Source organism: Bradyrhizobium sp. 195 (assembly GCF_023101665.1).
Classification (GTDB): Bacteria; Pseudomonadota; Alphaproteobacteria; order Rhizobiales; family Xanthobacteraceae; genus Bradyrhizobium.
The window spans coordinates 3,021,628-3,046,589 of the sequence record NZ_CP082161.1; the positions used below are offsets into that span (position 1 = coordinate 3,021,628).

Sequence of the window (24,962 nt, forward strand, 5' to 3'; positions counted from 1 at the left end):
GGGCGGACCGCGCGAGCGCCGCTTTTGGCCCGAGGTTGGCTGAAGGACACGATGCCCTCAACTCCTATCGACTTCAAAAGGAGCGAAGGATGCTAGGGAAAGCGAAGGTAGCCACCCGTCTTCCAGCCAAGGATCTGGACCGGGCGCGGGCGTTCTATTCCGAGAAACTCGGGCTCGACCCGGTCGAACAGCGCGACGGCGGACTGCGCTACGTCTGTGCAAGCGGCGAGTTTGCAATATTCATCTCGGCCGGCACGCAATCCGGCACGCACACGCAGATGGGCTGGGAAGTCGAGGACATCGAGGCAACGGTGCAGGAGCTTCGCGCGCGCGGAGTCAAGTTCGAGGAATACGACCTGCCCGGGCTGAAGACCGTGAACGGGATCGCCGAGATAGCCGGGAATTACACAAGCAAGGGCGTCGGTGAGAGAGGCGCATGGTTCCGCGACAGCGAAGGCAACCTTCTTGGAATCGGGCAGCCTGTTCGAGCCTGACAGCTCGTAGGATGGGTGGAGCGCCAGCGAAACCCATCAACTTCTCCGCCACTGACGAAACAGGATGGGTTTCGCAAGGGCTCGACCTATCCTACGCGCTGCGTGCATCAACGGGCATGCTCCCTCAGGGACGAACGCGAATGATCGTATTCCCCTTGCGTCGCCCGGTCGGGTTTAAGGCGGCGACCGCATCGTCGAAGATCGAGACGTTGCCGATGTTCGTCCGCAGTCGTCCGTCCCGCACCCGCTGGACGATCTCACGCAGTTGGGCACGATCGGCCTCGACGACAAAGTCAATCGCCAGGCCGTCGGAGGGGCGCGCCTCTGCGGGCCCGACGATGGTGACCAGTGTTCCTCCGGCCCGAACCAGTTCTGCGGACCGCTTCTGAACGTCGCCGCCGATGACATCGAACACCAGGTCGACTTTGCCGATGTCTTCCAGGGCGTCGTTGTCGAGGTCGATGAACTCATTCGCGCCGAAGCCCAGCACTGTCTGACGGTCGGCGGCGCGTCCGGAGCCGATGACGTGGGCGCCGGCCTCTCGCGCGAGTTGCGTCACCATGGAACCGACTGCGCCGGCCGCGCCGTGTGCGAGGACGCTCTGCCCCGCCTGAAGACGACCGTGCTGGAACAGCCCTTGCCACGCGGTTAGGCCCGAGACCGGCAGGCTTGCGCCCACCGTGAAGTCGACGTCACCCGGGAGTGGCGCCAGGTTGCGTGCCTCGATCGCCACATACTCGGCGAGCGTGCCGTCGCGATACCAGTCCGCGAGGCCAAACACCCGCTGTCCTACCGACAACCCCGTAGTGCCATATCCGAGAGCGGTGACCACTCCAGCCAACTCGTGCCCAGGGATCGACGGTGTTCGGTCACGCTCGAGGCGATCGGTCCAGGTCGAGGGCCACGTCAGCTCGGTCGGAACAAACCCCGACGCATGAACCCGAACAACGACGTCGTTTATCGATGCTTGCGGCTCGGGCCGGTCCACCAGTTTCATCCCCGCCGTTCCCGCGGCCTGTTCCGTTACAACGATCGCCTTCATGGGCTTATCTCCTCGGTCATTGTCTCCTGGTGCAACTGTTGCGAGCAGCGTGAACGCACCGGCTATCCACAAAATGCCTGATGGTGTGGAAGTGTCTGCAATCTGCGCTGTCTGCATTGACCGGGGCTCCCACTGAGAATGCCGATCGGGATCGCTTCGGTCGTGGTACTCGCAGGTAGATGCGTTGCGCCTGGTCATGAAACCAGTACCAAGATTGCAAATTCTGGCTGTACCAAGCGCATTGAGACGGCGAACAGATTGAGCTCGTAGGATGGGTAGGGCGCCAGCGAAACCCATCAATTCGCCTGCCGCTGACGAAACATGATGGGTTTCGCAAGGGCTTAAATGGTGACCTTGGAAGTGCAGATGCCACCGCCCCATCGTCCGAACCCCGCCAAGACACCCCCTGTACAAGGCCACCTCTTGCGACAAAGATTGAGGAGCTTGCGTGATTTTTCGTCAACTTCGGGAGCAGGTATGCTGCGGCGCAACTTCATTCGAATGTTGGGCAGTACAGTTTTGGTTTGGCCCGCTCTGGCAACGGGCCAGACCAGGAAAAAAGTTTGGCGTGTCGCATATCTCTATCCGGGCTCTCTCGCGAACCCGGCTGATCATGCGGTCTTTGATGTTTTTCGCGCGGAGATGAAGCGTCTTGGCTATGTCGAAGGTCAGACTCTCATCATCGACGACCGGAGCGCCGAGGGAAAGCTTGAACGTCTGCCTGCGTTCTTGACCGAGTTGATTGGTCTAAATCCCGACGTCATCGTTGCCGTCACGACTCCGGCCATTGCCGCAGCTCAACGCGCAACGTCGACCATCCCGATCATCATGGCCCCAGCGACGGACCCCATTGGATCGGGCTTCATCAAGAGCTTCTCCCATCCGGGCGCCAATATTACCGGCATGGCCAACATGGTGGGCGATTCCGTCGGCAAGGCCGTCGAACTCCTCCATACAATCGTCCCGTCGGCGAAGCGCATTGCCGTATTGACCTCCAACAATCCAACGCATCCTGAACAGTACCAATTGGCCAAAACAGCCGCAAATACTCTAGGATTATCGGCGGTTCAGGTGGTTGCTCCGACGCTCGAGGATCTTGAGGCGGCTTTTGAGAGGATGAAGCAGGAAAGCTGCGATGCCGTCTTTGTGCTCGGGGATGTCACGCGACCAACCATTTCCGGCTTGGCTGCGAAGTCAAAACTGCCGGCAGTCTACCAATCGAGCCCATTCCTGGCTCTGGGCGCGCTGGCGAGTTATCATCCAAAGATCGAGGCGATCTATGTGAAGGTGGCGCAGTACGTCGACCGGATCATCAAAGGAGCCAACCCGGCCGATTACCCAGTCGAACAGCCGGTGGTTTTTGAGCTTGGCGTCAATCTGAAGACGGCCGCGGCGCTTGGCATTACAATTCCGGACAGCGTCTTGGCGCGGGCTGATCGAATCATTGAGTAGACGCGGACTCCTGGCCCGATGCTGTCCCGTTGAAGGGACTGCATTCAAGGCTAGAACGTACGTTGCCGGCTTAACTTTCCTCAATACAGGCTGGCGTAAGGTATGAGTGATACGCTCTGATGCCAAAGTGAGTGGCAGACCGAAGCTCTGCCGTGCTCACGTCGCCTGCCGCTTGGTGACCCGAGCGAACATTGCGTTGCCTCCGGTCAATCAACCGCTTTTGAGCCGCAACGAAAGTTCCTGCGTGCCGCGGATAATCTATCATTCAGCTCAGGAAGTAAGGAAGGAGGATGAAAGTGCGAGGTGATTTCGTCGTCTTTCCCATGTTCCTTTTGACGGTGATCTTCGCGATTATTTCTCTTTGGGTGAACATCAAGTTGGCAAGAGCGAGGGTTGGACGATGGGATTCCAATTCAACGGCTCGATTTATGATGTCCGTTGGAAACTTTGGAGACAGGCAGGTCGCGATGTGGCGACGGGTGGGAGGCTATAGCGAGACAGAGGCAAATACGATTATCGGCTATCAGTTCCTGAGCTTGGCGGGCATGTTACTCGGTTTCTTTGTGAGCGTGGTACTCGGCATCTTCATGATCGCCTGACGCCTCTTGGCGGACCTTCGCTCGGAGGGCTGCGAAGTCGGCTTTCAGGAGGCGAGCCGACAAATGCATTTTATACTTTCGTGTTTGCGGCCTGCTGCACAATTTTACGCTGGCGTTCGAACACCTCAGCTAACTCATGGATCGGCGCGTCAACGTCGCCAATCATAAACCTGCTTTGGCGAAGATACATCAAACGCATAAGACGAGACATTTCGAGATGCTCAATCGTGCCGGGCTTCAGGATGACCACTAAAGTCTTCGCGGACGACGCTGATCCTACATCTGTCACAAAGCAAGATATCACGTCTGTCCACCGTACCAGCGTTGGCGAGACCGGATGATAGATAAAGCCCTCGGAGGTCAGCGTTAGCTCTGGAAGCCCTTTTGCGTAAGAGCGAGCTGCGAGCGAGGTTAGGAGGAGCACGAACACGCCTGCAGCAGCGCTAAACATGTAAATAGCGCGCAGGCCGATGCTATGTGAGTTTGAAGCAGCGGCGAAGCCGAGGACACACGTGAGACCGAGAAGAACAACAAATCTGAAGGCAAATGCAAAGAAGCCCTGCGATCGAATCGACACAGGACCTTTCGCTAGATCAGCCTTGAGCCCTAAAGTCACGTCTTTCACGAAGAAATCCTCACAGGCTTAGCTACCTGCAGATGCCGCGGAGCGGCACCGGTTCGTGACCTTGCGACAGAACCTCGGAAGCGAGCGCTGTGCACCAACGTGGCTGAGCCAATGTTTCAAATACAAGGCATCATCCCGGCGCTGAGTGATTTCAAGCGTTTGCTTCAGCTATCGCACCAAGCATCACGGCCGACAAGGCAGAAGCCGAGGGCCATCCGAATCCATATCTTGCTAATGCATCACGCAGTTGCAGTGCCCCGTACCTAGTCCGCCAGGACAGGTAAGGAGACATATCGGCTTTAGTAGTCTTTTCACGTCTTCCCAAGCAAGTAGCGCTCTTACTTGCGCCATCAGAGCGTATCACGCATACCTTACGCCAACCTATATCAAGCAAAGTTAAGCCAGCGATGGTCTCGAAGGTCACCAAGCCCTCGTTGCCACTCTGCCCGCCCTTTGGAGAACGGGTGCTGCCCCCGACGTCCTGGCTTGAATTCAGGAGTATCCTCAATAGGTAATTCTGACATGAACGAAAAGAGACAAGACACCGCTTTCTTGGATGAGCTCAACCCACTGCTTATCGGGCTCTACGTTCTTTTCGGGATCGCTCTCAGCTTCCATTCCTTCGAGGACTTCTTGGCGTTCGGATGCGCGGGCATCCTGTTCGCAATTGCATACAGATGGGTTGCTGCAAGGATGTAGGGCTGGCGAGTAGTGGCTGGCATGCAGTGGTCGGGAATTCAGGCTTCTTACGAGCGCATTAGAGAGGACAGCAACGTGTGGCAGCCATGATCTCGAAGGTCTCTCCGGATATAAATAAGCCTGCGACCTAAGATGGGATTATTGTTGCTGGAGCTTGTTGACGCAACTACGCACGCCATGTCTCGCGCTGCCGACGGGCAAAACACGCCACATGCAGGTCAAGGACTGCCACCACAAAATATTCTGATTGACCGAATTCGTTGTTTCGGGTAAACCGCAAGACATCCGGCCCGTCAAAGGGGCGTTTCGCGATCGTCACGATACGTAGGCCGGGATGCGATGGACGCGGCAGCGCCGGCGCGTGACGGGATGGCAGGGCGGGCGAGGCTCGTGAGCCATCACGATCCGCGGCACGACACGGCGCGGTTACAGCGTTTCTTTTCGGCATTGGGGGCGAGCACGCGCGAGCTTCCGATTGCCTGGGGAGTGACGTCCGCGGACGGCAAAAGCGTGTGGTCCTGACGCCCGGGGTCTGTGCGTCAAGTCTCAGCGGTGATGTGGCGACCCGACCGGGCACGCGCATCGATCATCCGCAAGGCGACGGGGGCAATAGTGCATCGCTCCCCGGGGAGAGCCCGCCATAAGCCGTAAAACCATTGCGCAGGGAAGGCCGGGATGGCCCGGCGTCACCTGTGGTCACCCCGCGTGCGTCTTCCGCGTGCGGACCCTGGGTGCCAGCCGGCGCCCGGCCTTCCCTGCGCCCTTTCTTCTTGATGAGGGCGAAACGGACAGCAAAGCTCGGGCGGAACGCGCCGCGGGGCTGCGAAGGCATGTTTGCAAAGACAAGCGAGAGAGCGCGTTCGGGACACCTAGGCGGCAGTGTGCACCGCTCCCAACTTCATCTTGCGCTGCGGTAGAAAAATATCGCACACTCCTTCGGACCGGGGCCCAAAGGTGCTCTTGAAGAGGAGCGAGCCATGTCCCTCCAGACCATTCCATCCGATAGCGCGGAGCAGCGCCCCAACCGTCCCGAGGACGTTCAGGCAACGGAAGCGGAGACGCGGCTGCGGGACGATATCCGCTTGCTCGGGCGCATCCTCGGCGACACCGTGCGCGACCAGGAGGGCGCCGATGTGTTCGACCTGGTCGAGCGCATCCGGCAAACCTCGATCCGGTTCCACCGCGACGAGGACCGGCTTGCCCGCCGCGAGCTCGAGCAGATCCTGGACGGCATGTCGATCCCGGACACCCTGCGGATCGTGCGAGCCTTCAGCTATTTCTCGCACCTTGCCAACATCGCTGAGGACCACAACAACATCCGCCAGATGCGCGCACGCGGCGCCTCAAGGAGCGGCGGGGCAGGGGTGCTCGCGGGCACGCTGGCGAATGCCAAGAGTGCGGGCGTGAGCGCGTCGGAACTGCGGAAGTTCTTCAAGGACGCTCTCGTCAGCCCGGTGCTGACGGCGCACCCGACCGAGGTCCGCCGCAAGAGCACCATGGACCGCGAGATGGAGGTCGCCAGCCTGCTCGACCGTCGCGAGCGCGTCGCGCTGACCGCGGAGGAGGCAGATGCCAGCGACGAGCAGCTTCGCCGCGAGGTGCTGACGCTGTGGCAGACCAATCTGCTCCGCCGGACTAAGCTCACGGTGCTCGACGAGGTCTCCAACGGCCTGTCGTTCTACGATTACACTTTTTTGCGCGAGGTGCCGCGCCTGGTCAACGCGCTGGAGGACCGGCTCGAGGAGGGCGGCGAGCAAGCGGCGGGCGAGCTCGCCTCGTTCCTGCGCATGGGCAGCTGGATCGGCGGCGACCGCGACGGCAATCCCTTCGTCACCGCCGACGTCATGCGCGGCACGCTGCGGCTGCAGTCGAGCCGGGTGATGCAGTTTTATCTCAACGAGCTGCACGTGCTCGGCTCGGAATTGTCGATCGCGGCGCATCTGGCCGACGTCTCCGAGGAGCTGCGTAACCTGGCGGAGCGCTCGCCGGATACCTCACCGCACCGGAGCGGCGAGCCTTATCGCCTCGCGGTGTCAGGCATCTATGCGCGCCTGACCGCGACGGCGGAAATGCTCGAGGTCGAGATCACGCGCCGGCCGGTCGGCAAGGGCGCGCCTTACGGGAGCGTCAGGGAGCTGCAGGCCGATCTCGACGTGCTGCACCGCTCGCTGATCTCCAACAATGCGCGAGTCATCGCGCGCGGCCGGCTGCGGCTGCTCCGGCGCGCGGTGGATTGCTTCGGTTTCCATCTCGCACGGCTCGACATCCGCCAGAACTCGGCGGTGCACGAACGCACCATCGCCGAGCTGATGGATGCCGCCAATCCCGGCATGTCCTATCTCGCGCTCGGCGAAGACGCGCGCATCTCGCTGCTCACCAATGAATTGCGCTCGACGCGCGCGCTGGTCTCGCCATTCGTGAAGTACAGCGACGAGACCATGGGCGAGCTCAACGTGTTCCATGCGGCCGCGGAGGCGCATGCCAAGTTCGGCTCGGACGCCATTCCCCAATGCATCATCTCGATGTGCAAGGGTATGTCCGACATGCTCGAGGTCGCGGTGCTCTTGAAGGAGGTCGGCCTCGTCCATCCCTCCGGCCGCAGCGCCATCAACATCGTGCCGCTGTTCGAGACCATCGAGGATCTGCAGGCATCATCCGGCATCATGGACCGCATGCTGTCGCTGCACGATTACCGCCGCCTCGTCGACAGCCGCGGCAGCGTGCAGGAGGTCATGCTCGGCTATTCCGACAGCAACAAGGATGGCGGCTTCGTCACCTCGGGCTGGGAGCTCTACAAGGCCGAGATCGGTCTCGTCGAGGTGTTCGAGCGCCACCACGTGCGGCTGCGCCTGTTCCACGGCCGCGGCGGTTCGGTCGGCCGCGGCGGCGGTCCGAGCTATGATGCCATCATCGCCCAGCCCGGCGGTGCGGTGAACGGCCAAATCCGGATCACCGAGCAGGGCGAGATCATCTCGTCGAAATATTCCAACGCCGAGGTCGGCCGCAACAATCTGGAAATCCTCGCCGCTGCGACGCTGGAAGCGAGCCTGCTCAATCCGCGCCAGAGCGCGCCGCGCCGCGAATATCTGACCGCGATGGATGAATTGTCGAACCTCGCCTTCAAAGCCTATCGCGGCCTCGTCTACGAGACTGACGGCTTCGTCGATTATTTCTGGTCATCGACCGTGATCAACGAGATCGCAACGCTCAACATCGGCAGCCGTCCGGCCTCGCGCAAGAAGACCCGTGCGATCGAGGATCTGCGTGCGATTCCCTGGGTGTTCTCGTGGGCACAATGCCGCCTGATGCTGCCGGGCTGGTACGGTTTCGGCAGCGCGGTCGAGCAGTGGATCGCGGATCATCCCGACAAGGGCATGCCGTTCCTGAAAGAGCTGTACAAGGAATGGCCGTTCTTCCGCATGCTCTTGTCGAACATGGACATGGTGCTGGCGAAAAGCTCGATCGCAATCGCCTCGCGCTATGCCGAGCTGGTGCCGGACGAAGCCCTGCGCGAAAAGATCTTCGGCCGCATCCGCCGCGAATGGCATTCCTGCATCGAGACGCTGCTCGACATCATGGGCCAGGACCGGCTGCTGCAGGGCAATCCGCTGCTGGAGCGATCGGTCCGTCACCGCTTCCCCTATCTCGATCCGCTCAACCACGTGCAGGTCGAACTGCTGAGGGAGCACCGCGCCCAGAACCCGGACGAGCAGGTGCTGCGCGGGATTCAGCTGACGATCAACGGGATCTCGGCGGGGTTGCGGAATACGGGGTAATCTCACACCGTCGTTCCGGGGCGATGCGAAGCATCGAACCCGGAACCTCGAGATTCCGGGTTCGGCTCTACGAGCCGCCCCGGAATGACGGTGTAGACCCTCAACAGAAATGCGCGCCCTGCGTCTCCACATAGACCGCATAGAGCGACTGGCTCGCGGTCATGAACAGGCGGTTGCGCTTCTTGCCGCCGAAGCAGACATTGGCGCAGGTCTCGGGCAAGAGGATCTGCCCGATGCGCGCGCCGTCGTTTGGCGCGAACACCTGCACGCCGTCATAGCCGGGTCCGACCCAGCCGGCGCCGACCCAGATGTTGCCGTCGGTGTCGACGCGCAGGCCATCGGGGAAGCCCGACTTGCCCTCGAGCTTCATGTCGATCAGCTTCTTCGGGTTCGACAGTTTTGCTCCGTCGATGTCGTAGGACCACACCACGTTCTCGGCTTGCGGATAATGCGTGATGCCGGTGTCGCAGACATAGAGCTTCTTGTAGTCGTGGCTGAAGGCGATGCCGTTCGGCTTGAACGGCTCGTCTGCGACCTTCGCGACCTGCCCGGTCTGGGTGTCCAGGCGATAGACCGCCTCCTTCTGGTGGGGCTGCAGCGAGCCGGTATTGGCAAGCTTGCCCTCGTAGATGCTGATCGCGCCATAGCCGGGATCGGTGAACCAGATCGCCTTGTCGTTGGGATGCATCACCATGTCATTCGGCCCGTTCAGCGGCTTGCCATTGGCCTGCTCGGCCAGCGTCGTGATCGAGCCGTCATGCTCGTAGCGGACAAGGCGCGTGCGCTCGGCGGTGAGCTGGCGTCCCTCGGTGTCGAACGAATTGCCGTTGGCCTCGTTCGACGGCTTGTGGAACTGCTCGGAGATGTGGCCGTCGTCGTCGAGATAGCGAAGCTGCCGGTTGGCCGGGATGTCGCTCCAGACGAGATATTGTCCCTGCGCATTCCATGCCGGCCCCTCCGCCCAGAGGCAGCCGGTGTAGAGCCGCTTGATCGCGGTGTTGCCGACCTTGGCCTTGAAGCGCTTGGGATCGATGGCGACGATGTCGGGGTCGGGATAGCGCTGCGGCTCGGCATTGGCGCCGAAGTCGCGGGCGTCGGCTCGCGAGGCGAGCATGGCCGATGCCGCGACGGTCGCCGCGCCCTTGAGGAGCGTACGGCGGCCGAGACCGCCACGCTCGCTTGCAGTCGTGTCGTCGGAGTTGGTCAGTATTCTTGTCATGGTTTCCTCCCAAGATTGGGAGGCCACCATTCGCGTGCAATCAGGCGCAAACCGGGGCGATCTCCGGACATAGACAACCGGAGATCGCAGGGCAGGAATGCCTGAAATGCGGCTGGATGGGTCCTTACACGGGATCCCAGGGAAAGATATCGGCGGAGCGGTCGAGCTTGTAGAACGAGCCCTTCAGCGCCGGCATACCGTGTTCCGCGATCGATTGCGGTGTCCAGCCTTCGCTTCGGTGCACGGAGCGCAGCGGACGATTCTGGCTGAACAGGAACAGTTCGTTCATGCGCGCGCCAAAAATCTGGCCCGAGACGTCCTTGGCGGCGTCGGAGAGCAGATAGGCGCAGATCGGCGCGATCTTCTCCGGTCCCATCTGCTTGATCTTTTCGACGCGCGCCTTCTCGGCTTCGGTCTCGGTCGGGATGGTGCCGATCATGCGCGTCCAGGCGAACGGCGAGACGCAGTTGGAGCGGACGTTGAAGCGGCCCATGTCGAGCGCGATCGATTTGGAGAGCCCGATGATGCCGAGCTTGGCGGCAGCGTAATTGGCCTGGCCAAAGTTGCCGATCAGGCCCGAGGTCGAGGTGAAGTGCACGAAGGAGCCGCTCTCCTGCTCGCGGAAGATGCGCGCGGCGGCGTGGCTGACGTAGAACGAGCCCATCAGATGGACCTTGATGACGGCCTCGAACGCCTCCACGCTCATCTTGTGGAAGATCATGTCGCGCAAGATGCCGGCATTGTTGACGACACCGTCGAGCCGGCCGAAATGATCGGTCGCGGTCTTCACGATCTTGCTCGCCGGAATCGCCTCTGCGACGCTTTCGAAATTGGCGACCGCGGTGCCGCCGCGCTTCTTGATCTCCTCGACGACTTCCTCGGCCGGTGCAGCATTCGAGCCGGCGCCGTCGGAGGCGCCACCGGGATCGTTGACCACGACCTTGGCGCCTTCCGCCGCACAGAGCAGCGCGATCTCGCGCCCGATGCCGCGGCCTGCGCCGGTGACGATGATGACCTTGTCTTGCAGTGATTTGCTCATGTGGATTACCTCTCGTTCGTAAACACGATCGTGCCACTCGCGGCGAACATGCCGCCGACGCCGTGACACACCGAAATCTTCGCATTCGGCACCTGTGCCGGCGCGATGCCGCGCATCTGGCGCACGCTCTCCTGCAGCGCGTACATGCCGTACATGCCGGAATGCATGTAGCTCAATCCGCCGCCATTGGTGTTGAGCGGCAGCTTGGCGCCGGGGCGCGTGTTGCCATCCGCGATGAACTTGCCGGTCTCCTCATATGGCATGAAACCGAGATCGCCGAGGCCGAACAGCGGCAGATGCGCGAACGCGTCGTAGATCATGAGATGGTCGACATCCCCGTGCGCGATGCCGGCCTCCTTGAACGCGAGCGGCCCGGCGGTCTTGAACGCGCGCGACGAATTGAAGGTCTCCATCTGGCTGACCATCGGCGTCTCCACGCTCTCGCCGGTGCCCATGATGTAGACGGGCTTGCGCGGAAAATCCCTGGCGCGGTCGGCCGAGGTCAGGATCAGCGCACCGCCGCCGTCGGTGACGAGGCAGCACTGCAACAGACGAAACGGATAGGCGATCATGCGCGAGTTGAGCACGTCGGCGACGGTGATCGGGTCCTTCATCATCGCGCGCGGATTCTTCGCCGCCCATTCCCGCTGCACCACGGCGACCGAGGCCAGCTGCTCGTGCGTGATGCCGTAGGTCTTCATGAAGCGCAGCACGGGAATCGGAAACATGCTTGGCGGACCATTGACGCCGTAGGGCGCCTCGAACTGGCCGTTGAGGCTGTCCGCCGGCGTCGCGCGCGGCAGCTTGCCGATCATCGACTTGCCGCTCTCGGCATGCGTGATCAGCACGGTCTTGCACAGGCCGGCCTCGATCGCTGCGGCCGCATGGCGGACGTGCAGCATGAACGAGCAGCCGCCGACCGAGGTGCCGTCCACCCAGGTCGGCTTGACGCCGAGATAATGGCAGACCTGCTGCGGCGTTTCGACCGCGGTGGCAAAGCCGTCGATGTCGGAGAGTTTCAGCCCGGCGTCTGCAATGGCATTGAGCGCCGCGTCCGCGTGAAGCTGGAGCTGCGAGGCGTTGGGGATGATTCCAAGCTCGGTGGTCTCGGCCGCGCCGACAACGGCAACCTGGTTGCTACGCATGACCTACGCTTTCGCCGGACGGAAGACGGGGAGGGTGATCTTGTCGTCGAGCGCCTGGAAAGCGACCTCGAGCTTCATGTCGAGCTCGAGCGCTTCCGGCGTCTGTGGGCAATCGATGACGTTGCTCATCATCCGCGGGCCCTCGTCGAGCTCGACCACCGCGATCGCATAAGGCGGCGTGAAGCCGGGCGCGGCGGGACGATGGTTGATCACGTAGCTGTAGAGGAAGCCCTTGCCGCTCGCCTTGAAGACCGAAACCTTGCGCGAGGCGCAGGACGGGCAGAACGGGCGCGGCGGGAAGTAGACATGCGCGCAGGCGTCGCAGCGTTGCAGGCGCAATTCGCCCGCCTTCGTGCCGTCCCAGAAATGCTGGGTCTCCGGCGTCGGTTTCGGTCGCGCGCGCTGCGGTTCGGCCATCTCGGCGGCTCCTCCAGGAGACAGGCTTCACGCCTGCCTGTTTCGATCTTGATGCGACAATCGACCATGGTGCGTCAACGGTCCAGCAATACGCATGCATGCCATCATGCGCACAATGCTTGTGTCGAACTGAGGCAGCGCTATAGATTGCGCGCGACAATATTCCGTGAGACAGACATGCCCGATTTTCCGACACTGGCGAGGCTCGCCGAGGACCTCGAAAGCGGCCGCACCACCGCCCGCAAGCTGGTCGAGGCCTGCATCGCCAGGATCGCCGATCCCGCCGGCGAAGGCCAGCGTACCTTCATCCATGTCGACAAGGACGCAGCGCTTGCGGCCGCCGACGCGATGGACGGCCTACGGAAGGCCAAGGCGGCGCCGTCGCGCTACGCCGGCATCCCGATCTCGATCAAGGATCTGTTCGACATCAAGGGCCAGGTGACGCGCGCCGGCTCGCGCGCGCTCGACGATTCCCCACCGGCCGAGCAGGATGCCGCGACGGTAGCGCGCTTGCGCAAGGCCGGGTTCGTCGTGATCGGGCGCACCAACATGACCGAGTTCGCCTATTCCGGCATCGGCATCAATCCGCATTACGGCACGCCGAAGGGTGTCTGGAACCGGGCCGCGGGCCATGTGCCGGGCGGCTCCTCCTCGGGTGCTGCGGTCTCCGTGCTCGATGGTATGGCGCACGGCGCGCTCGGCACCGACACCGGCGGCTCCTGCCGGATTCCTGCCGCTTATAACGGCATCGTCGGCTACAAGCCGACGCAGCGGCGCGTGCCGCTCGATGGCTCCGTGCCGCTGTCGTTCTCGCTCGACAGCATCGGGCCGCTGGCGCGATCGGTCAGCTGCTGTGCCATTCTCGACGCGGTGCTCGCGAACGAGCCGATCGCCCCGCTGAAGCCGCGGCCGATCCAGGGCATGCGGCTCGCGGTGCCGACCACGATCGCGCTGGACGAGCTCGACGCAGAGGTGGCCGAGACGTTCGAACGCGCCCTGAAGACGCTGTCCGATCATGGCGCCATCATCGAGCGCATCGAGATGGCGGAGTTCCACGACATCGGTCCGATGAACGCCAAAGGCGGCTTTGCCGCGTCCGAGAGCTACGCCTGGCATCGCTATCTCCTCACCGCGAAGGGCGACGTCTACGATCCCAGAGTCTCCGTGCGGATCATGCGCGGCGAGGCGCAGAGCGCGGCCGATTACATCGATCTCCTCAACGAGCGCCGCTCGCTGATCGCCCGCGTCAATGCGCACATCGCGCCCTATGATGCGCTGGTGCTGCCGACCACCGCCAACACGCCGCCGAAGATCGCCGACCTCGCCAACGACAAGGCATTCACCAAAGAGAACCTGCGGGCGCTGCGCAACTGCACCCTGATCAACATGATCGACGGTTGCGCCATCTCGATCCCTGCGCATCGCCAGGGCGATGTTCCCGTCGGCCTGATGCTGGCGGGCGCCGGCGGATCGGACCACCGCATTTTCGAACTTGCTGCCGGCATGGAGGCCGTCATTCGTGTTTGACCTCACTTTCACCGTCGACGCCCAGGACACCACCACGCCGCTGACCTTGGCGATCGATCAGATGGTCATCGCCGGCTGGACCGGCCGCGATCCCGTCGCGCGCGACAAGCACATCAAAGAGCTGCAGGAGATGGGCATCGCCCCGCCGGCCTCGACGCCGATCTATTACCGCGCTTCGGCGCGGCGGCTGACCCAGGAAGGCAGCATCGAATGCACCGGCGGCGATTCCTCCGGAGAGGTCGAGTTCGTGCTGATCGGCTGGCAGGGCCGCGTTTTCGTCGGCTGCGGATCCGACCACACCGACCGCAAGGTCGAGGCCTACAGCGTCACGGTCTCGAAGCAGATGTGCGACAAGCCGATCGCCTCGACGCTGTGGGAGCTGGAAGACGTCATCGGCCACTGGGACAAGATGATCCTGCGCTCCTGGGCCACGATCAAGGGCGAGCGCGTGCTCTACCAGGAGGGCACGCTGGACGCGATGCTGCCGGTTGCTGACCTCGTTGCACGCAGCTTTCCGGGCGGGAAGCTGCCCGACGGCTGCGCCATGTTCGGCGGCACCTTCGCCGCCAAGGGCGGCATCCGCCCCGCGGAGCGCTTCGACTTCGAGCTTGAGGACCCCGTGCTGAAACGCACGATCAGGCACGGCTACGACGTGGTGACGCTGCCGGTGCGGGGCTAACTGCCTCCACACCAGGAGCGGTGGTGGGATAGCTGGCCCAAAGCGACGGTCCCGTAGGGTGGGCAAAGGCGCCCTTGCGCCGTGCCCAAGATCTCTCTACGCAATCGGCAGAACGTGGGCACGTCGCTTCGCGCCTTTGCCCACCCTACGAGATCTCTCTGCCGGTGGGGGTTGATCTCTCCACGTCATTGCGATGAGCCCTCGCGACGAAGCAATCCAGGCTGGTTCCGCGGAGAAGATTGCTTCGCTGCGCTCGCAATGACGGGGAGATAGTCATCGGAAATCGGGTGGCGGCGTGAACTCCGGGCTGCAAGGGTAATTGCCATGACAATGACCGCACGCAAATCGCCTCAAACGCCATCCCCCGATCTCGCCGCCCATGTCGACACCCTCGACTGGCCCCAAGTCACCGCCGAACTCGACACCCAGGGCTGCGCCATCCTGAAGGGCCTGCTGACGCCGGACCAATGCCGCGCCGTCGCCGCGCTCTATCCTGACGACACGCACTTCCGCAGCCGCATCGTCATGGGCCGTCACGGCTTCGGCCGCGGCGAATACAAATACTTCTCGTATCCGCTGCCTGATCTGATCGCGCAGCTGCGGCCGGCGCTCTATGCGCACCTGCAGGGCGTCGCCAACCGCTGGAACGAGACGATGGGCATCGACATCAGCTATCCCACCGCGCACGCCGCCTTCCTCAAGCGCTGCCACGAGGCGGGGCAGGCGCGGCCGACGCCGCTGCTGTTGCAGTATGAAGCCGGCGACTTCAACTGCCTGCACCAGGACCTCTATGGCGAGCACGTGTTCCCGCTCCAGGTCGCGATCCTCCTCTCCGAGCCCGGGCGCGATTTCACCGGCGGCGAGTTCGTGCTGACCGAGCAGCGCCCGCGCATGCAGTCCCGCGCCGAGGTCGTGCCGCTGGCGCAGGGCGACGCGGTCGCGTTCGCCGTGCATCACCGCCCGGTGCAGGGGACACGCGGCAGCTATCGCGTTAACATGCGCCATGGCGTCAGCCGGATCAGGTCCGGCCAGCGCCACACGCTGGGTGTGATCTTCCATGATGCCAAATGAGCGCAGGCCTTGACGGCTGACCTGTTCGACAACGTCGCCGAGGCGCAGTCGTCGCGTGAGGAGATCGCCGACGGCGCGGTACTGCTGCGCGGATTCGTCAAGCCGATCGAGAACGAGCTGATCTCAGCGGTGCGCGCGATCGTCGCGCAATCGCCGTTCCGGCGGATGACCACGCCAGGCGGCCACCTGATGTCGGTGGCGATGACCAATTGCGGCGAGCGCGGCTGGATCACCGATCACACCGGCTATCGCTATGACCCGATCGATCCGCGAATTGGCGCGCCATGGCCCGAAATGCCGCCAGTATTGCGCGATCTCGCCCGCCGCGCAGCCGAGCAGGGCGGCTTCCAAGACTTCGCGCCCGATGCCTGCCTCGTCAACCGCTACGAGCCCGGCACGCGGCTGTCGCTGCATCAGGACAAGGACGAGCTGGACTATTCGGCGCCGATCGTCTCGGTCTCGCTCGGCTTGCCCGCGACCTTCCTGTTCGGCGGCCTGGCGCGCAGCGACAAACCGCGCCGTTTCCGGCTGGTGCATGGCGATGTCGTGGTCTGGGGCGGGCCGTCCAGGCTCGCCTATCACGGCGTCGCGCCGCTCACTGAGGGCGAGCACGCGCTGCTCGGGCGGAAGCGGATCAACCTGACGTTCCGCAGGACGCGCTGATCTTCCTTCTCCCCTTGTGGGAGAAGGTGGATCGCTGACGCGAAGCGGCAGCGAGACGGATGAGGGGTCTGTCTCCGCGGATAGAGACCCCTCATCCGCCTTCCCTTCAGGAAGGCACCTTCTCCCACAAGGGGAGAAGGGAAGAGTCTCGGAACGACGATATTTCGATTACGGCTTCGGCGGGTGAATGAACGCCCAAGGGCTGACTTCCGAATCCCGCGTCACTTCGATCGAAATCAGATTCGGCCCGCCATGCGCGAGCGCCTTCTCCATCGCTGCCTTGAACTGATCCGGCGCGGTGACACGCGCCGCCGCAACGCCAAAGGACTCCGCGAGCTTGACGAAGTCTGGATTGACGAGGTCCGACGCCACCACGCGGCCGTCAAAACGTTCGCGCTGGTCGCGGCGGACGTTGCCGTAAGCGTTGTTGTTGAACACCAGCGTCACCACGCCAATGTTGAACTGCACGGCGGTGGCAAGCTCCTGCACGCCGAACATGAAGCCGCCGTCGCCGGTGATCGCCACCACCGGCTTGTCGGGATTGGCGACCTTGGCCCCAAGCGCGGTCGGGAAGCCCGAGCCGAGCGTGCCCTGATAGCCCGAGGTGATGAAGGTGCGCGGCTCGTAGATCGGGAAGCCATACCAGGAGGCGAAGCCGAACTGCGACAATTCATCTGTGACGATCGCGTTCGCCGGCAGCACCTCGCGCAGGATGTTGAGATAGGCCATCTGCGGCTGGATGCGCTGGATCTCCCCTTGCGCGGTCGTGGTCGCCTCGCGGATCGCACCGCGGCGGCCGGCGGTCTTGCTGTAGCCGGCCTTGCGGACGGCAGCAGTGAGATCGGCGGTCGCGGTCCTGGCGTCGGCGACGATGGCGGTGTCGGAGATGAAGCGCCGCATCTCGACGGGATCGATGTCGATGCGGATGCTCTTCAGGCCCTCAGGCCGATACGGCCAGCGCGACATGGTCGGCAACTCCAGCCGCGTGCCGATGCCGATCATGAGGTCGGTTGTCGGCCACAGCTTATAGGCAGCCGCCATGGTGAGGCCGAGTTCATGCGCGTTGGAGACGATGCCGCGGCCGCTGCGGAAGGCGACCACGGGCGCATCGATCATCTCAGCGAGTTCCAGGATCTCTTCGCCCGCCTCGATCGCGCCGCTGCCGACGAAGATCATCGGTGCCTTGCTGGTCTTGATCAGCGCGGCCGCCTGCTTGATCATATCGGGGTCGGGCTGCGGCGCAGGCAGCGGCTCCAGCACCTGTGCGGCGGCGGTGTCCGCGCGCTGGGTGAAGATATCCCAGGGCATCTCGACCGAAGCGGGCCCACGGCGGCCGGACGTCATCTCCAGGAACGCACGCGCGACGACCGTCGGTGCGTTGCCGGGATATTCGATTCTATCAGCCCATTTCACATAGCTGCGCAAGGTCGCAAGCTGGTCCGGCATCTCGTGCAGATGGCCGCGGCCCTTTCCGAGGAACTGCGTCGGCACCTGACCGGTGACGCAGAGCACCGGCTCGTTGCAGCCGAACGCGGTGAGCAGCGCCGCGCTGGCATTGAGCACGCCGGGGCCGGGCACCACGCTGAACACGCCGGGCCTGCCGCTGGAGCGCGCATAGCCGAACGCCATGTACCCGCAGGCCTGCTCGTGCCGTGCCCCGATCACCTTGAGCTGGGCCTGATGGAAGGCGTCGAACAGGCCGTAGACCTGCGCACCGGGCAGGCCGAACACGGTGTCGACGCCGTGGGCGACCAGGCCGCTTACGATCGCTTCGCCGCCGGTGAGGGTGGTCATTTGGCTATTCCACTTCGATTATTGATCAGGCTTCGTCGACGACACCGTTGCGCAACAAGCCGATGCCCTCGGCCTCGATCTCGACGACGTCGCCCGGCTTCAGGTAACGCGGCGGATCGAACCGGGCGCCGGCGCCGGTCGGCGTGCCCGTGACGATGATATCGCCGGGGACGAGCGTTGCGAAGGTGGAGATATAGTTGATGAGATAGCGGAAGGAGAACATCAATCGGCTGGTGCGATCGTCCTGCCTGAGCTCGCCGTTGACATGTGTGGTGAGCCTGATGTCCGCGATCTGCGCTTCCGTCGTGTAGGGCACCAGCCATGGGCCGAGGCTGCCGCTGGAATCAAAGTTCTTGCCCTGCGTCACATTGAACTTGGCGTGGCGCAGCCAGTCGCGCACCGAGCCTTCGTTGCAAAGGGTCAATGCCGCGATGTGATCGAGCGCAGTGCTCTCGGGGATATGCCGGCCTTGCTTGCCGATCACCAGCACGATCTCGCCCTCATAGTCGAGCTGCGCGGACGCGCGCGGGCGCACCAGCGGCGTGTCGTGGCCGACGAACGAACGCGGCGAGCGCATGAACATGCTCGGATATTTCGGCGCGTCCTGGCCGTCCTTGTACTCGGCGTTACGATCAGGATAGTTGACGCCGATGCAGATGACCTTCTCCGGTGCCGGCACCGGCGGCAGCCAGGTGATGTCGCCGAGCGCGTGATCGGGCTTGCGGCCGGCGGCTTCTTCCGCGAAGCTCACTAGCTTGCCGGCCGCGATCACTTCCCGCAGCGTTGGATAATCCTTGGCATGGCGCTTGGAGAGATCGACGATGCCGCCCTCCAGGACGGCGCCGTAGCTGACATCACCGTTGACGGAATAGGTGGCGAGGCGAGGGAGTCTCATAGGCAATCTCTCTTGTCGTCCCGGCCTAGTGCGCAATTGCGCACGGAGCAGGGACCCATACCGCGTGATCTATCGATGTGGTCGGCAGGCGTACCGAACGACCAGACTCCGCCAAACTGCACTCGGCGGTTATGGGTCCCTGCTTTCGCAGGGACGACAGGGAGAGAGTTTGTCGCGAGCATCAATCCGCCACCAGCACGTCGGCCACGAATTTCGGCTCACGCACGGCTTGACCGCTAAATGGCGAGCCCTGCTCGAACCATGAGCGCGGGGCAGGCGCGCCCCACAGCGTCTGGCGGCGCGGATCGCGCAGCGACCAGCGCAGCGGCTCGTGGTCGTGATCCCCAGTGAAGTAGTCACTGGTGTAGAGCTCGAGTCGGTGTCCGTCGGGATCGCGGACATAGAGGAAGAACGCGTTCGAGATGCCGTGGCGTCCCGGGCCGCGCTCGATGTTCTTGACGAAGCCTTGGGAGGCCATGACGTCGCAGAGATGGATGATGTTCATCGCCGTCGGCGTCCAATAGGCGAAATGGTGCAGGCGAGGGCCCTTGCCATTGGTGATCGCGAAGTCGTGGACGTTGCCCTTGCGATGCATCCAGGCGGCGGCGATGCGCCCGTTCGGACCATCCTCCTCGGCGTATTCAGTGAGGCGGAAGCCGAGCCGTGCGTAGAACTCGACGGTGTCCTGCACCTCGGCGGCGAAGACGTTGAAATGATCGAGCCGCTGCGGGTGGCAGCCCCGATAGAGGTCGTAACGACGCAAGAGATGCGGCCGCCGGTCCATCGATGCATAGAGCTCGATCTGGAAGCCAAAGGGATCGGTGAATTGCAGGGTGCGGCCCTGGAAGGGCTGATCGACGAAGGCGTAGCTAAGACCGTTCTCGGAGAGGAACGCGGCGGCCTTGTCGAGATCCCCGTCGTTGCCGACCTTGAAGCCGAGCCTGTTACAAGCGGGCACCGCGGCCTTGCGCAGCACCAGCGAGTGATGCTGGTGCTCCTCGGCGGCACGCAGGTAGACGACCTTGTCATCGGCATCCTCGACATGCAGGCCGACGGTGGTCTCGTAGAACTCGCGGCTCAGCTTCAGATCGGTCACGTCGAGCACGACGTGGCTGGAGCGGATGATGTTGAACGGCGGCTCGAAGATGTGTTGCGGTACGGGCATGTGCGTTTCCCCTCGTTAGGCCCCGTCATTCCGGGATGCGCCGCAAGGCGCAGACCCGGAATCTCGAGGTTCCGGATTCGGTGCTGCGCACCGCTCCGGAACGACCAGCGTTAAATTCCCAGCTTCTGAATCTTGTGCGTGCCCCGCGCCAGCGAGACGTGCTTGGTTTCCATGTAGAAGTCGAACGAATAGTCGCCGCCGTCGCGGCCGATGCCGCTCGCCTTCATGCCGCCGAACGGCGTCGGCAGGTGGCGGACATTCTCCGAATTCAGCCAGATCATGCCGGCCTCCAGCGCGTCTGCAACGCGCAGCGCGCGGCCGACATCGTTGGTCCAGACATAGCCGGTGAGGCCATAGCGGATGTCGTTGGCGATCTCGATCGCATCCCGCTCGTCCTTGAACGGCAGCACCGTGAGGAAGGGGCCGAACACCTCCTCCTGCGCCACGCGCATCTTGCCGTGCGCGCCGGTCACCAGGGTGGGCTCGACATAGTGGCCGCCGCCCGGGCCGTCATGGGCCTTGCCGCCGACCGCGATCGTCGCGCCGTCCTGCCGCGCGACGTCGAAATAGGAGCAGACCTTCGCCAGATGCCGCTCGTGGATCAGCGGCCCGATCTCGGTCGCGGGATCGAGGGGATGGCCGACCTTCAGAGCCTTCACGCGCGCGATCAGCTTCGCCGTGAACTCCTCGGCAATGCTGGCCTGAACCAGCAGCCGGCTCGACGACGTGCAGCGCTCGCCATTGAGCGAGTAGATCATGAACACGACGGCATCGAGGGCTCGGTCGAGATCGGCATCGTCGAACACGATCACCGGGTTCTTGCCACCGAGTTCGAAATGCACGCGCTTCAGGGTCGGCGCGCCCTGCACCATGATCGCCGATCCCGTTGCGCTCTCGCCTACGAAGCCGATCGCCTTGATGGCGGGATGCTCGGTCAGCGCCTTGCCGGCTTCCTCGCCGAAGCCGTGGACGGTGTTGAGCACGCCGTCGGGAATGCCGGCCTGCTTGGCCAGCTTCGACAACATGTCAGCGGTGACTGGCGACCATTCGGCCGGCTTGTGCACGACGGTGCAGCCGGCGGCCAGCGCCGGAGCGATCTTCCAGGTCGAGAGCATGAACGGCGTGTTCCACGGCGTGATCACGCCGACGGGGCCGATCGGCACGCGAGTCGAGATATTCCAGTGCTCGTCGCTCGGCGTGTTGAGGCCGTCGCGCGCCTCCGCGCATTTGTCGGCGAAGAAGCGGAAATTCTCGGCGGCGCGAATCGCGGCCTTGGCCATGAAGCGATAGGCCTGCCCGGTGTCGATACATTCGAGCACCGCGATGTCCTCGGCATTGTCCTCGATGGCGTCGGCCACGCGATGCAGCAGTTTCTTCCGCATTGCCGGGCCCATGTCGCGCCAGGACTTGAAGGCAAGCGCGGCGGCCGTTGCGGCGCGGTCGATGTCCTCGGCGGTGCCGCGCGCGACGCTCGCGAGCGTCGTGCCATCGACCGGCGACTTGGTTTCGAACGTCTCGCCCGAGGTCGAGGGAACGGTCTTGCCGTCGATCATGTGACCGATGCCGTCGGCACGCAGCTTCTTCAAGAGCGGCGCGACGCGGTCGCGGTTGGCCTGGAATACATCGGCTTTCGGGCTGGGCTTATCCATTTGCAGCTTCCGCTTTCAGGACGTCGTGAATGTTGTTGCGCTTCCAGCTGGTGTCCTTGTCGTTGATCTGCATGTCGAACGACAAGGCGAATTTTCTGGCGGCGAAGACGGGATCGAGAAGTCGGGAGAGCGCCTGGAAGACGTGCTCGCCGGCTTGCTGGCGCGTCTTGAGATCGCGGCCCTCGCCGATGCGCAGCACCATGTCGAGGAAGCCGTAGTCCTGCCGCGCATCCGCAATCGCATAATGCTCGCAGCGGATGGCGCGAACGCGGATGCCGCCGAGCGGGAAGATGCCGGTCTCGACCGCTGCCTTGCGCACGACTTCGCACACCAGCTTCATGTCGAGCTGGCTGTCGAGATTGGCCGAATATTCGATCGTGAAATGCGGCATCGCGGTTTCACTCCCTGTCGTCTTATTGCTTTACGCGAAGTAGCAGCTGACCGAGCCGTAGGCGCCATAATCGGCCTGAATTGTGTCGCCCTTGCGGGTCTCGATCGGACGGATGAAGGAGCCCGCAAGCACGACTTGCCCAGGCTCCAGCGCCAGCCCAAGCGGCGCGATCTTGTTGGCAAGCCAGGCAACGGCGGTCGCGGGATGATTGAGCACGCCGGCGGCAAGGCCCGTCTCTTCCAACTGACCGCTCTTGAAGCAGAGCGCGCCGATCCAGCGCAGATCGGCGTCCAGCGGGCGGATCGGCCGTCCGCCGAGCACGATGCCGGCATTGGCCGCATTGTCGGCGATGGTGTCGAAGATCTTCCGCGTCGCCTTCGTCTTGGGATCGACACGCTCGATCCGCGTATCCAGAATTTCCAGCGCCGGCACGACGAAGTCGGTGGCGTTGAGTACGTCGAATAGCGTGCAATTGGGCCCCGAGAGCCGCTTGCTCATGACGAAGGCGAGCTCGGCTTCCACGCGCGTCGCAATGAAGCGCTCGGTCGGAATGATCCCGCCATCGGCGAAGAACATGTCGTCGAGCAGCACGCCGGAATCCGGCTCGTTGATATCAAGTGCGCTCTGCATCGCCTTCGAGGTCAGGCCGATCTTGTGGCCTTTGACGATGCGGCCCTCCGCGATCTTGACGTCGACCCAGGCCTTCTGAATCGCGTAGGCATCGGCGATGGTGATGTCAGGGAAGTCCTGCGAGAGCTGGCGGATCTGCGTGCGGGTCTTCTCCGCCTGGTGCAGACGCTTCGCGCAAGCTTGGATATCGTCGTTGGAAAGCGCCATTTGTGATCTTACAAATTGGGGTGGCGGGAGATACTTAACATGTTAAGTGAATGCGTCAAACACAATTTCGGCTTGCTGCACTGCAAACGTATTGCGGTTTGAAAGGGCATCATGGTGAAGAGACCGGCTGATCCAGCGAACGGAAGCGCGCCCGCCGCGCGCCAGGTGCCGATGCGCGATTTCTCGCGTTCGCTGCCGATGTCGCTGCTGCGGGCCCGCGAAGCGGTGATGCGGCAGTTCCGTCCCTCGCTGCGCGAGCACGGCTTGACCGAGCAGCAATGGCGTATCCTGCGCGCGCTGGCGGCGATCGAAGCGGTCGAGGTCACGGAACTGGCGCGCACCGCCTTCCTGCTCGGACCGAGCCTGTCACGTATCCTGCGCGATCTCGAGGCCCGCAAGCTGATCGAGCGCAAGACCGCCAAGACCGATCAGCGCCGCAGCATGGTCTCGATCTCGAAAGAGGGGGTGAAGCTGATGGCCTCGGTGGCGCCGAATTCGGAGGCGATCTATGCCGAGATCACGCGACGCTTTGGCGCACGCAAACTCGCCGAATTGCAGGACATGCTAGGTGCGCTCGAACAGAGTCTTGCAGAACTCGGCGGCGCCGAGGAGGCAAGTGCCGAGGAGTGAAAGCTGATATGCGCGTCCGGGTGCCGCGAGCCATGGACATAAGCGGGGTTTTTCGCCCAAATTGCTGCCACGTTGGTGGTCGATCAGGTGCTGATTCCCGGTGATCCCGAGCGGAAAACCCGCGCTGAGCGCGCCCAGAACGGCATCCCCTTGCCGGATGACACCCGGGCGGCGATAGTGAACGCGGCCCGCGAGGTCGGCGTCAGCGAGATCAGCATCCAGAGGGCGACCGCATAGGTCTTACGCCATTGCGAGCGTAGCGCGGCGACCCGGTTCGCGGTAACAGCGGGATTGTGCTGTCGCGGCGCTCGTCATGGTGACGATGGTCCAAATAACACGGTCCAAACAACAAAGAAGGAAGGCAACGTGGCGAACAAGGTCAAGGAAATCTGGAAGTCGGGCAAGGCCGTGGTCAACGCGTGGCTCGCAATTCCCTCCGGCTTCTCGGCCGAGATGATCGCGCAATGCGGCTTCGACAGCGTCACCGTCGACATGCAGCATGGCGTGCAGGACTATCTGTCGATGGTGCAGTGCTTCCAGGCCATGGACAAGCATCCGGTCACTCCGATGGTCCGCGTGCCCTGGAACGAGCCCGGCATCATCGGCAAGGTGCTCGACGGCGGTGCCTATGGCGTGATCTGCCCGATGGTCAACACGCCGCAGGAGGCCAGGAACCTGGTCTCCTATTCCAAATATCCGCCGCAGGGCGTGCGCTCCAACGGTCCGATCCGCGCCGGCATGTACGGCACCGCGGGCTCCTATCAGAAGACCGCGAATGCCGACACCATCCTGCTGCCGATGATGGAGACCAAGACCGCGGTCGAGAACATGGAAGCGATCCTCGACGTCGAGGGCATCGACGGCGTCTATATCGGTCCGTCCGATCTCGGCTTCTCCTACGGCCTCGAACCCAAGCTCGACCGCAGCGAGCCCGAGATCCTCGCGATCTACGAGAAGATCATCAAGGAGTGCGGCAAGCGCGGCCTCAACCCCGGCATCCATTGCAGCGGCGCCGAAGGCGCAACGCGTGCCATCAACATGGGCTTCAAGCTGGTGACGCTCTCGAACGAGGTCGGCCTGATGACCACCTATGCCAAGATGCAGGTCAATGCGACCCGCAAGGATTCGGGCGGGAAGGCCTGAAAACTCTCGCG

General features: G+C 63.2%; 22 protein-coding genes and 1 pseudogene. 11 read left to right on the forward strand and 12 right to left on the reverse strand.

The window, feature by feature from the left end:
• Positions 1-89 precede the first annotated feature (89 nt).
• Positions 90-494: a VOC family protein gene (locus IVB26_RS14020; protein ID WP_247972194.1), complete on the forward strand. Its 405-nt coding sequence runs from the start codon at positions 90-92 to the stop codon at positions 492-494.
• Between the two features lie 124 nt (positions 495-618).
• Here the strand turns inward: IVB26_RS14020 and IVB26_RS14025 are convergent, their stop codons facing one another.
• The gene (locus IVB26_RS14025; RefSeq protein ID WP_247972195.1) at positions 619-1,536 is read right to left on the reverse strand and encodes an NADP-dependent oxidoreductase; all 918 of its coding nucleotides are present in this window, start codon (positions 1,534-1,536) and stop codon (positions 619-621) included.
• Positions 1,537-2,013: 477 nt separating this feature from the next.
• Here IVB26_RS14025 and IVB26_RS14030 point away from each other — a divergent pair, with 477 nt between their 5' ends.
• The gene (locus IVB26_RS14030; RefSeq protein ID WP_247972196.1) at positions 2,014-2,988 is read left to right on the forward strand and encodes an ABC transporter substrate-binding protein; all 975 of its coding nucleotides are present in this window, start codon (positions 2,014-2,016) and stop codon (positions 2,986-2,988) included.
• A gap of 290 nt (positions 2,989-3,278) precedes the next feature.
• On the forward strand, positions 3,279-3,587 hold the full coding sequence (locus IVB26_RS14035) for a hypothetical protein (protein WP_247972197.1): 309 nt from the start codon (positions 3,279-3,281) through the stop codon (positions 3,585-3,587).
• Between the two features lie 70 nt (positions 3,588-3,657).
• On the opposite strand, the gene IVB26_RS14040 is transcribed toward IVB26_RS14035, so the two are convergent.
• On the reverse strand, positions 3,658-4,212 hold the full coding sequence (locus IVB26_RS14040; RefSeq protein WP_247972198.1) for a hypothetical protein: 555 nt from the start codon (positions 4,210-4,212) through the stop codon (positions 3,658-3,660).
• A gap of 1,676 nt (positions 4,213-5,888) precedes the next feature.
• On the opposite strand from IVB26_RS14040, the gene ppc reads away from it, so the two are divergent.
• Complete coding sequence (ppc, locus tag IVB26_RS14045) at positions 5,889-8,687, forward strand: phosphoenolpyruvate carboxylase (protein WP_247972199.1); 2,799 nt, start codon at positions 5,889-5,891, stop codon at positions 8,685-8,687.
• A 100-nt stretch (positions 8,688-8,787) separates the two neighbouring features.
• Here ppc and IVB26_RS14050 read toward each other — a convergent pair whose 3' ends face one another.
• From IVB26_RS14050 to IVB26_RS14065, 4 genes are all read right to left on the reverse strand, one after another.
• Positions 8,788-9,906: an SMP-30/gluconolactonase/LRE family protein gene (locus tag IVB26_RS14050; protein ID WP_247972200.1), complete on the reverse strand. Its 1,119-nt coding sequence runs from the start codon at positions 9,904-9,906 to the stop codon at positions 8,788-8,790.
• Positions 9,907-10,030: 124 nt separating this feature from the next.
• Positions 10,031-10,945 carry an SDR family oxidoreductase gene (locus tag IVB26_RS14055; RefSeq protein ID WP_247972201.1) on the reverse strand — a complete coding sequence of 305 codons (915 nt, stop codon included), beginning with the start codon at positions 10,943-10,945 and terminating at the stop codon, positions 10,031-10,033.
• Between the two features lie 5 nt (positions 10,946-10,950).
• Positions 10,951-12,090 (reverse strand): thiolase C-terminal domain-containing protein, encoded by a 1,140-nt coding sequence (locus IVB26_RS14060; protein ID WP_247972202.1) that lies wholly within the window; start codon positions 12,088-12,090, stop codon positions 10,951-10,953.
• A 3-nt stretch (positions 12,091-12,093) separates the two neighbouring features.
• Positions 12,094-12,507: a Zn-ribbon domain-containing OB-fold protein gene (locus IVB26_RS14065; RefSeq protein WP_247972203.1), complete on the reverse strand. Its 414-nt coding sequence runs from the start codon at positions 12,505-12,507 to the stop codon at positions 12,094-12,096.
• 177 nt (positions 12,508-12,684) lie between these two features.
• Here IVB26_RS14065 and IVB26_RS14070 point away from each other — a divergent pair, with 177 nt between their 5' ends.
• The 4 genes from IVB26_RS14070 (at position 12,685) to alkB (ending at position 16,447) form a co-directional block, all read left to right on the forward strand.
• The gene (locus IVB26_RS14070) at positions 12,685-14,034 is read left to right on the forward strand and encodes an amidase (RefSeq protein ID WP_247972204.1); all 1,350 of its coding nucleotides are present in this window, start codon (positions 12,685-12,687) and stop codon (positions 14,032-14,034) included.
• Positions 14,027-14,713: a DUF2848 domain-containing protein gene (locus IVB26_RS14075; RefSeq protein ID WP_247972205.1), complete on the forward strand. Its 687-nt coding sequence runs from the start codon at positions 14,027-14,029 to the stop codon at positions 14,711-14,713. The genes IVB26_RS14070 and IVB26_RS14075 overlap by 8 nt, the downstream gene beginning before the upstream one ends.
• 324 nt (positions 14,714-15,037) lie before the next feature.
• Positions 15,038-15,784: a 2OG-Fe(II) oxygenase gene (locus IVB26_RS14080; RefSeq protein ID WP_247972206.1), complete on the forward strand. Its 747-nt coding sequence runs from the start codon at positions 15,038-15,040 to the stop codon at positions 15,782-15,784.
• Positions 15,785-15,793: 9 nt separating this feature from the next.
• The gene (gene alkB / locus IVB26_RS14085; RefSeq protein WP_247972207.1) at positions 15,794-16,447 is read left to right on the forward strand and encodes a DNA oxidative demethylase AlkB; all 654 of its coding nucleotides are present in this window, start codon (positions 15,794-15,796) and stop codon (positions 16,445-16,447) included.
• Positions 16,448-16,615: 168 nt separating this feature from the next.
• Here the strand turns inward: alkB and IVB26_RS14090 are convergent, their stop codons facing one another.
• The 6 genes from IVB26_RS14090 to hpaH all read right to left on the reverse strand — a co-directional run bounded on the left by IVB26_RS14090 (position 16,616) and on the right by hpaH (position 23,178).
• Entirely contained in the window at positions 16,616-18,241 is a 1,626-nt protein-coding gene (locus IVB26_RS14090) for a thiamine pyrophosphate-dependent enzyme (RefSeq protein WP_247972208.1), read from the reverse strand.
• Positions 18,242-18,266: 25 nt separating this feature from the next.
• Positions 18,267-19,136 (reverse strand): fumarylacetoacetate hydrolase family protein, encoded by an 870-nt coding sequence (locus IVB26_RS14095; protein ID WP_247972209.1) that lies wholly within the window; start codon positions 19,134-19,136, stop codon positions 18,267-18,269.
• Between the two features lie 181 nt (positions 19,137-19,317).
• Positions 19,318-20,301, reverse strand: a complete 984-nt coding sequence (gene hpaD / locus IVB26_RS14100) for a 3,4-dihydroxyphenylacetate 2,3-dioxygenase (RefSeq protein ID WP_247972210.1) — start codon at positions 20,299-20,301, stop codon at positions 19,318-19,320.
• A gap of 110 nt (positions 20,302-20,411) precedes the next feature.
• A complete protein-coding gene (gene hpaE / locus IVB26_RS14105) occupies positions 20,412-21,950 on the reverse strand; it encodes a 5-carboxymethyl-2-hydroxymuconate semialdehyde dehydrogenase (protein WP_247972211.1) in 1,539 nt (512 codons plus the stop codon).
• On the reverse strand, positions 21,943-22,341 hold the full coding sequence (locus IVB26_RS14110; protein WP_247972212.1) for a 5-carboxymethyl-2-hydroxymuconate Delta-isomerase: 399 nt from the start codon (positions 22,339-22,341) through the stop codon (positions 21,943-21,945). Before IVB26_RS14110 ends, hpaE begins: the two co-directional genes overlap by 8 nt.
• Before the next feature lie 30 nt (positions 22,342-22,371).
• The gene (hpaH, locus tag IVB26_RS14115; RefSeq protein ID WP_247972213.1) at positions 22,372-23,178 is read right to left on the reverse strand and encodes a 2-oxo-hept-4-ene-1,7-dioate hydratase; all 807 of its coding nucleotides are present in this window, start codon (positions 23,176-23,178) and stop codon (positions 22,372-22,374) included.
• A 111-nt stretch (positions 23,179-23,289) separates the two neighbouring features.
• On the opposite strand from hpaH, the gene hpaR reads away from it, so the two are divergent.
• The 3 genes and pseudogenes from hpaR to IVB26_RS14130 all read left to right on the forward strand — a co-directional run bounded on the left by hpaR (position 23,290) and on the right by IVB26_RS14130 (position 24,951).
• Positions 23,290-23,808: a homoprotocatechuate degradation operon regulator HpaR gene (gene hpaR, locus IVB26_RS14120; protein ID WP_246929545.1), complete on the forward strand. Its 519-nt coding sequence runs from the start codon at positions 23,290-23,292 to the stop codon at positions 23,806-23,808.
• A 78-nt stretch (positions 23,809-23,886) separates the two neighbouring features.
• Positions 23,887-24,045 (forward strand): annotated as a pseudogene (locus tag IVB26_RS14125) (malate dehydrogenase); the annotation flags it as partial.
• 129 nt (positions 24,046-24,174) lie between these two features.
• On the forward strand, positions 24,175-24,951 hold the full coding sequence (locus tag IVB26_RS14130; RefSeq protein ID WP_128967406.1) for an HpcH/HpaI aldolase family protein: 777 nt from the start codon (positions 24,175-24,177) through the stop codon (positions 24,949-24,951).
• Positions 24,952-24,962: the final 11 nt, after the last annotated feature.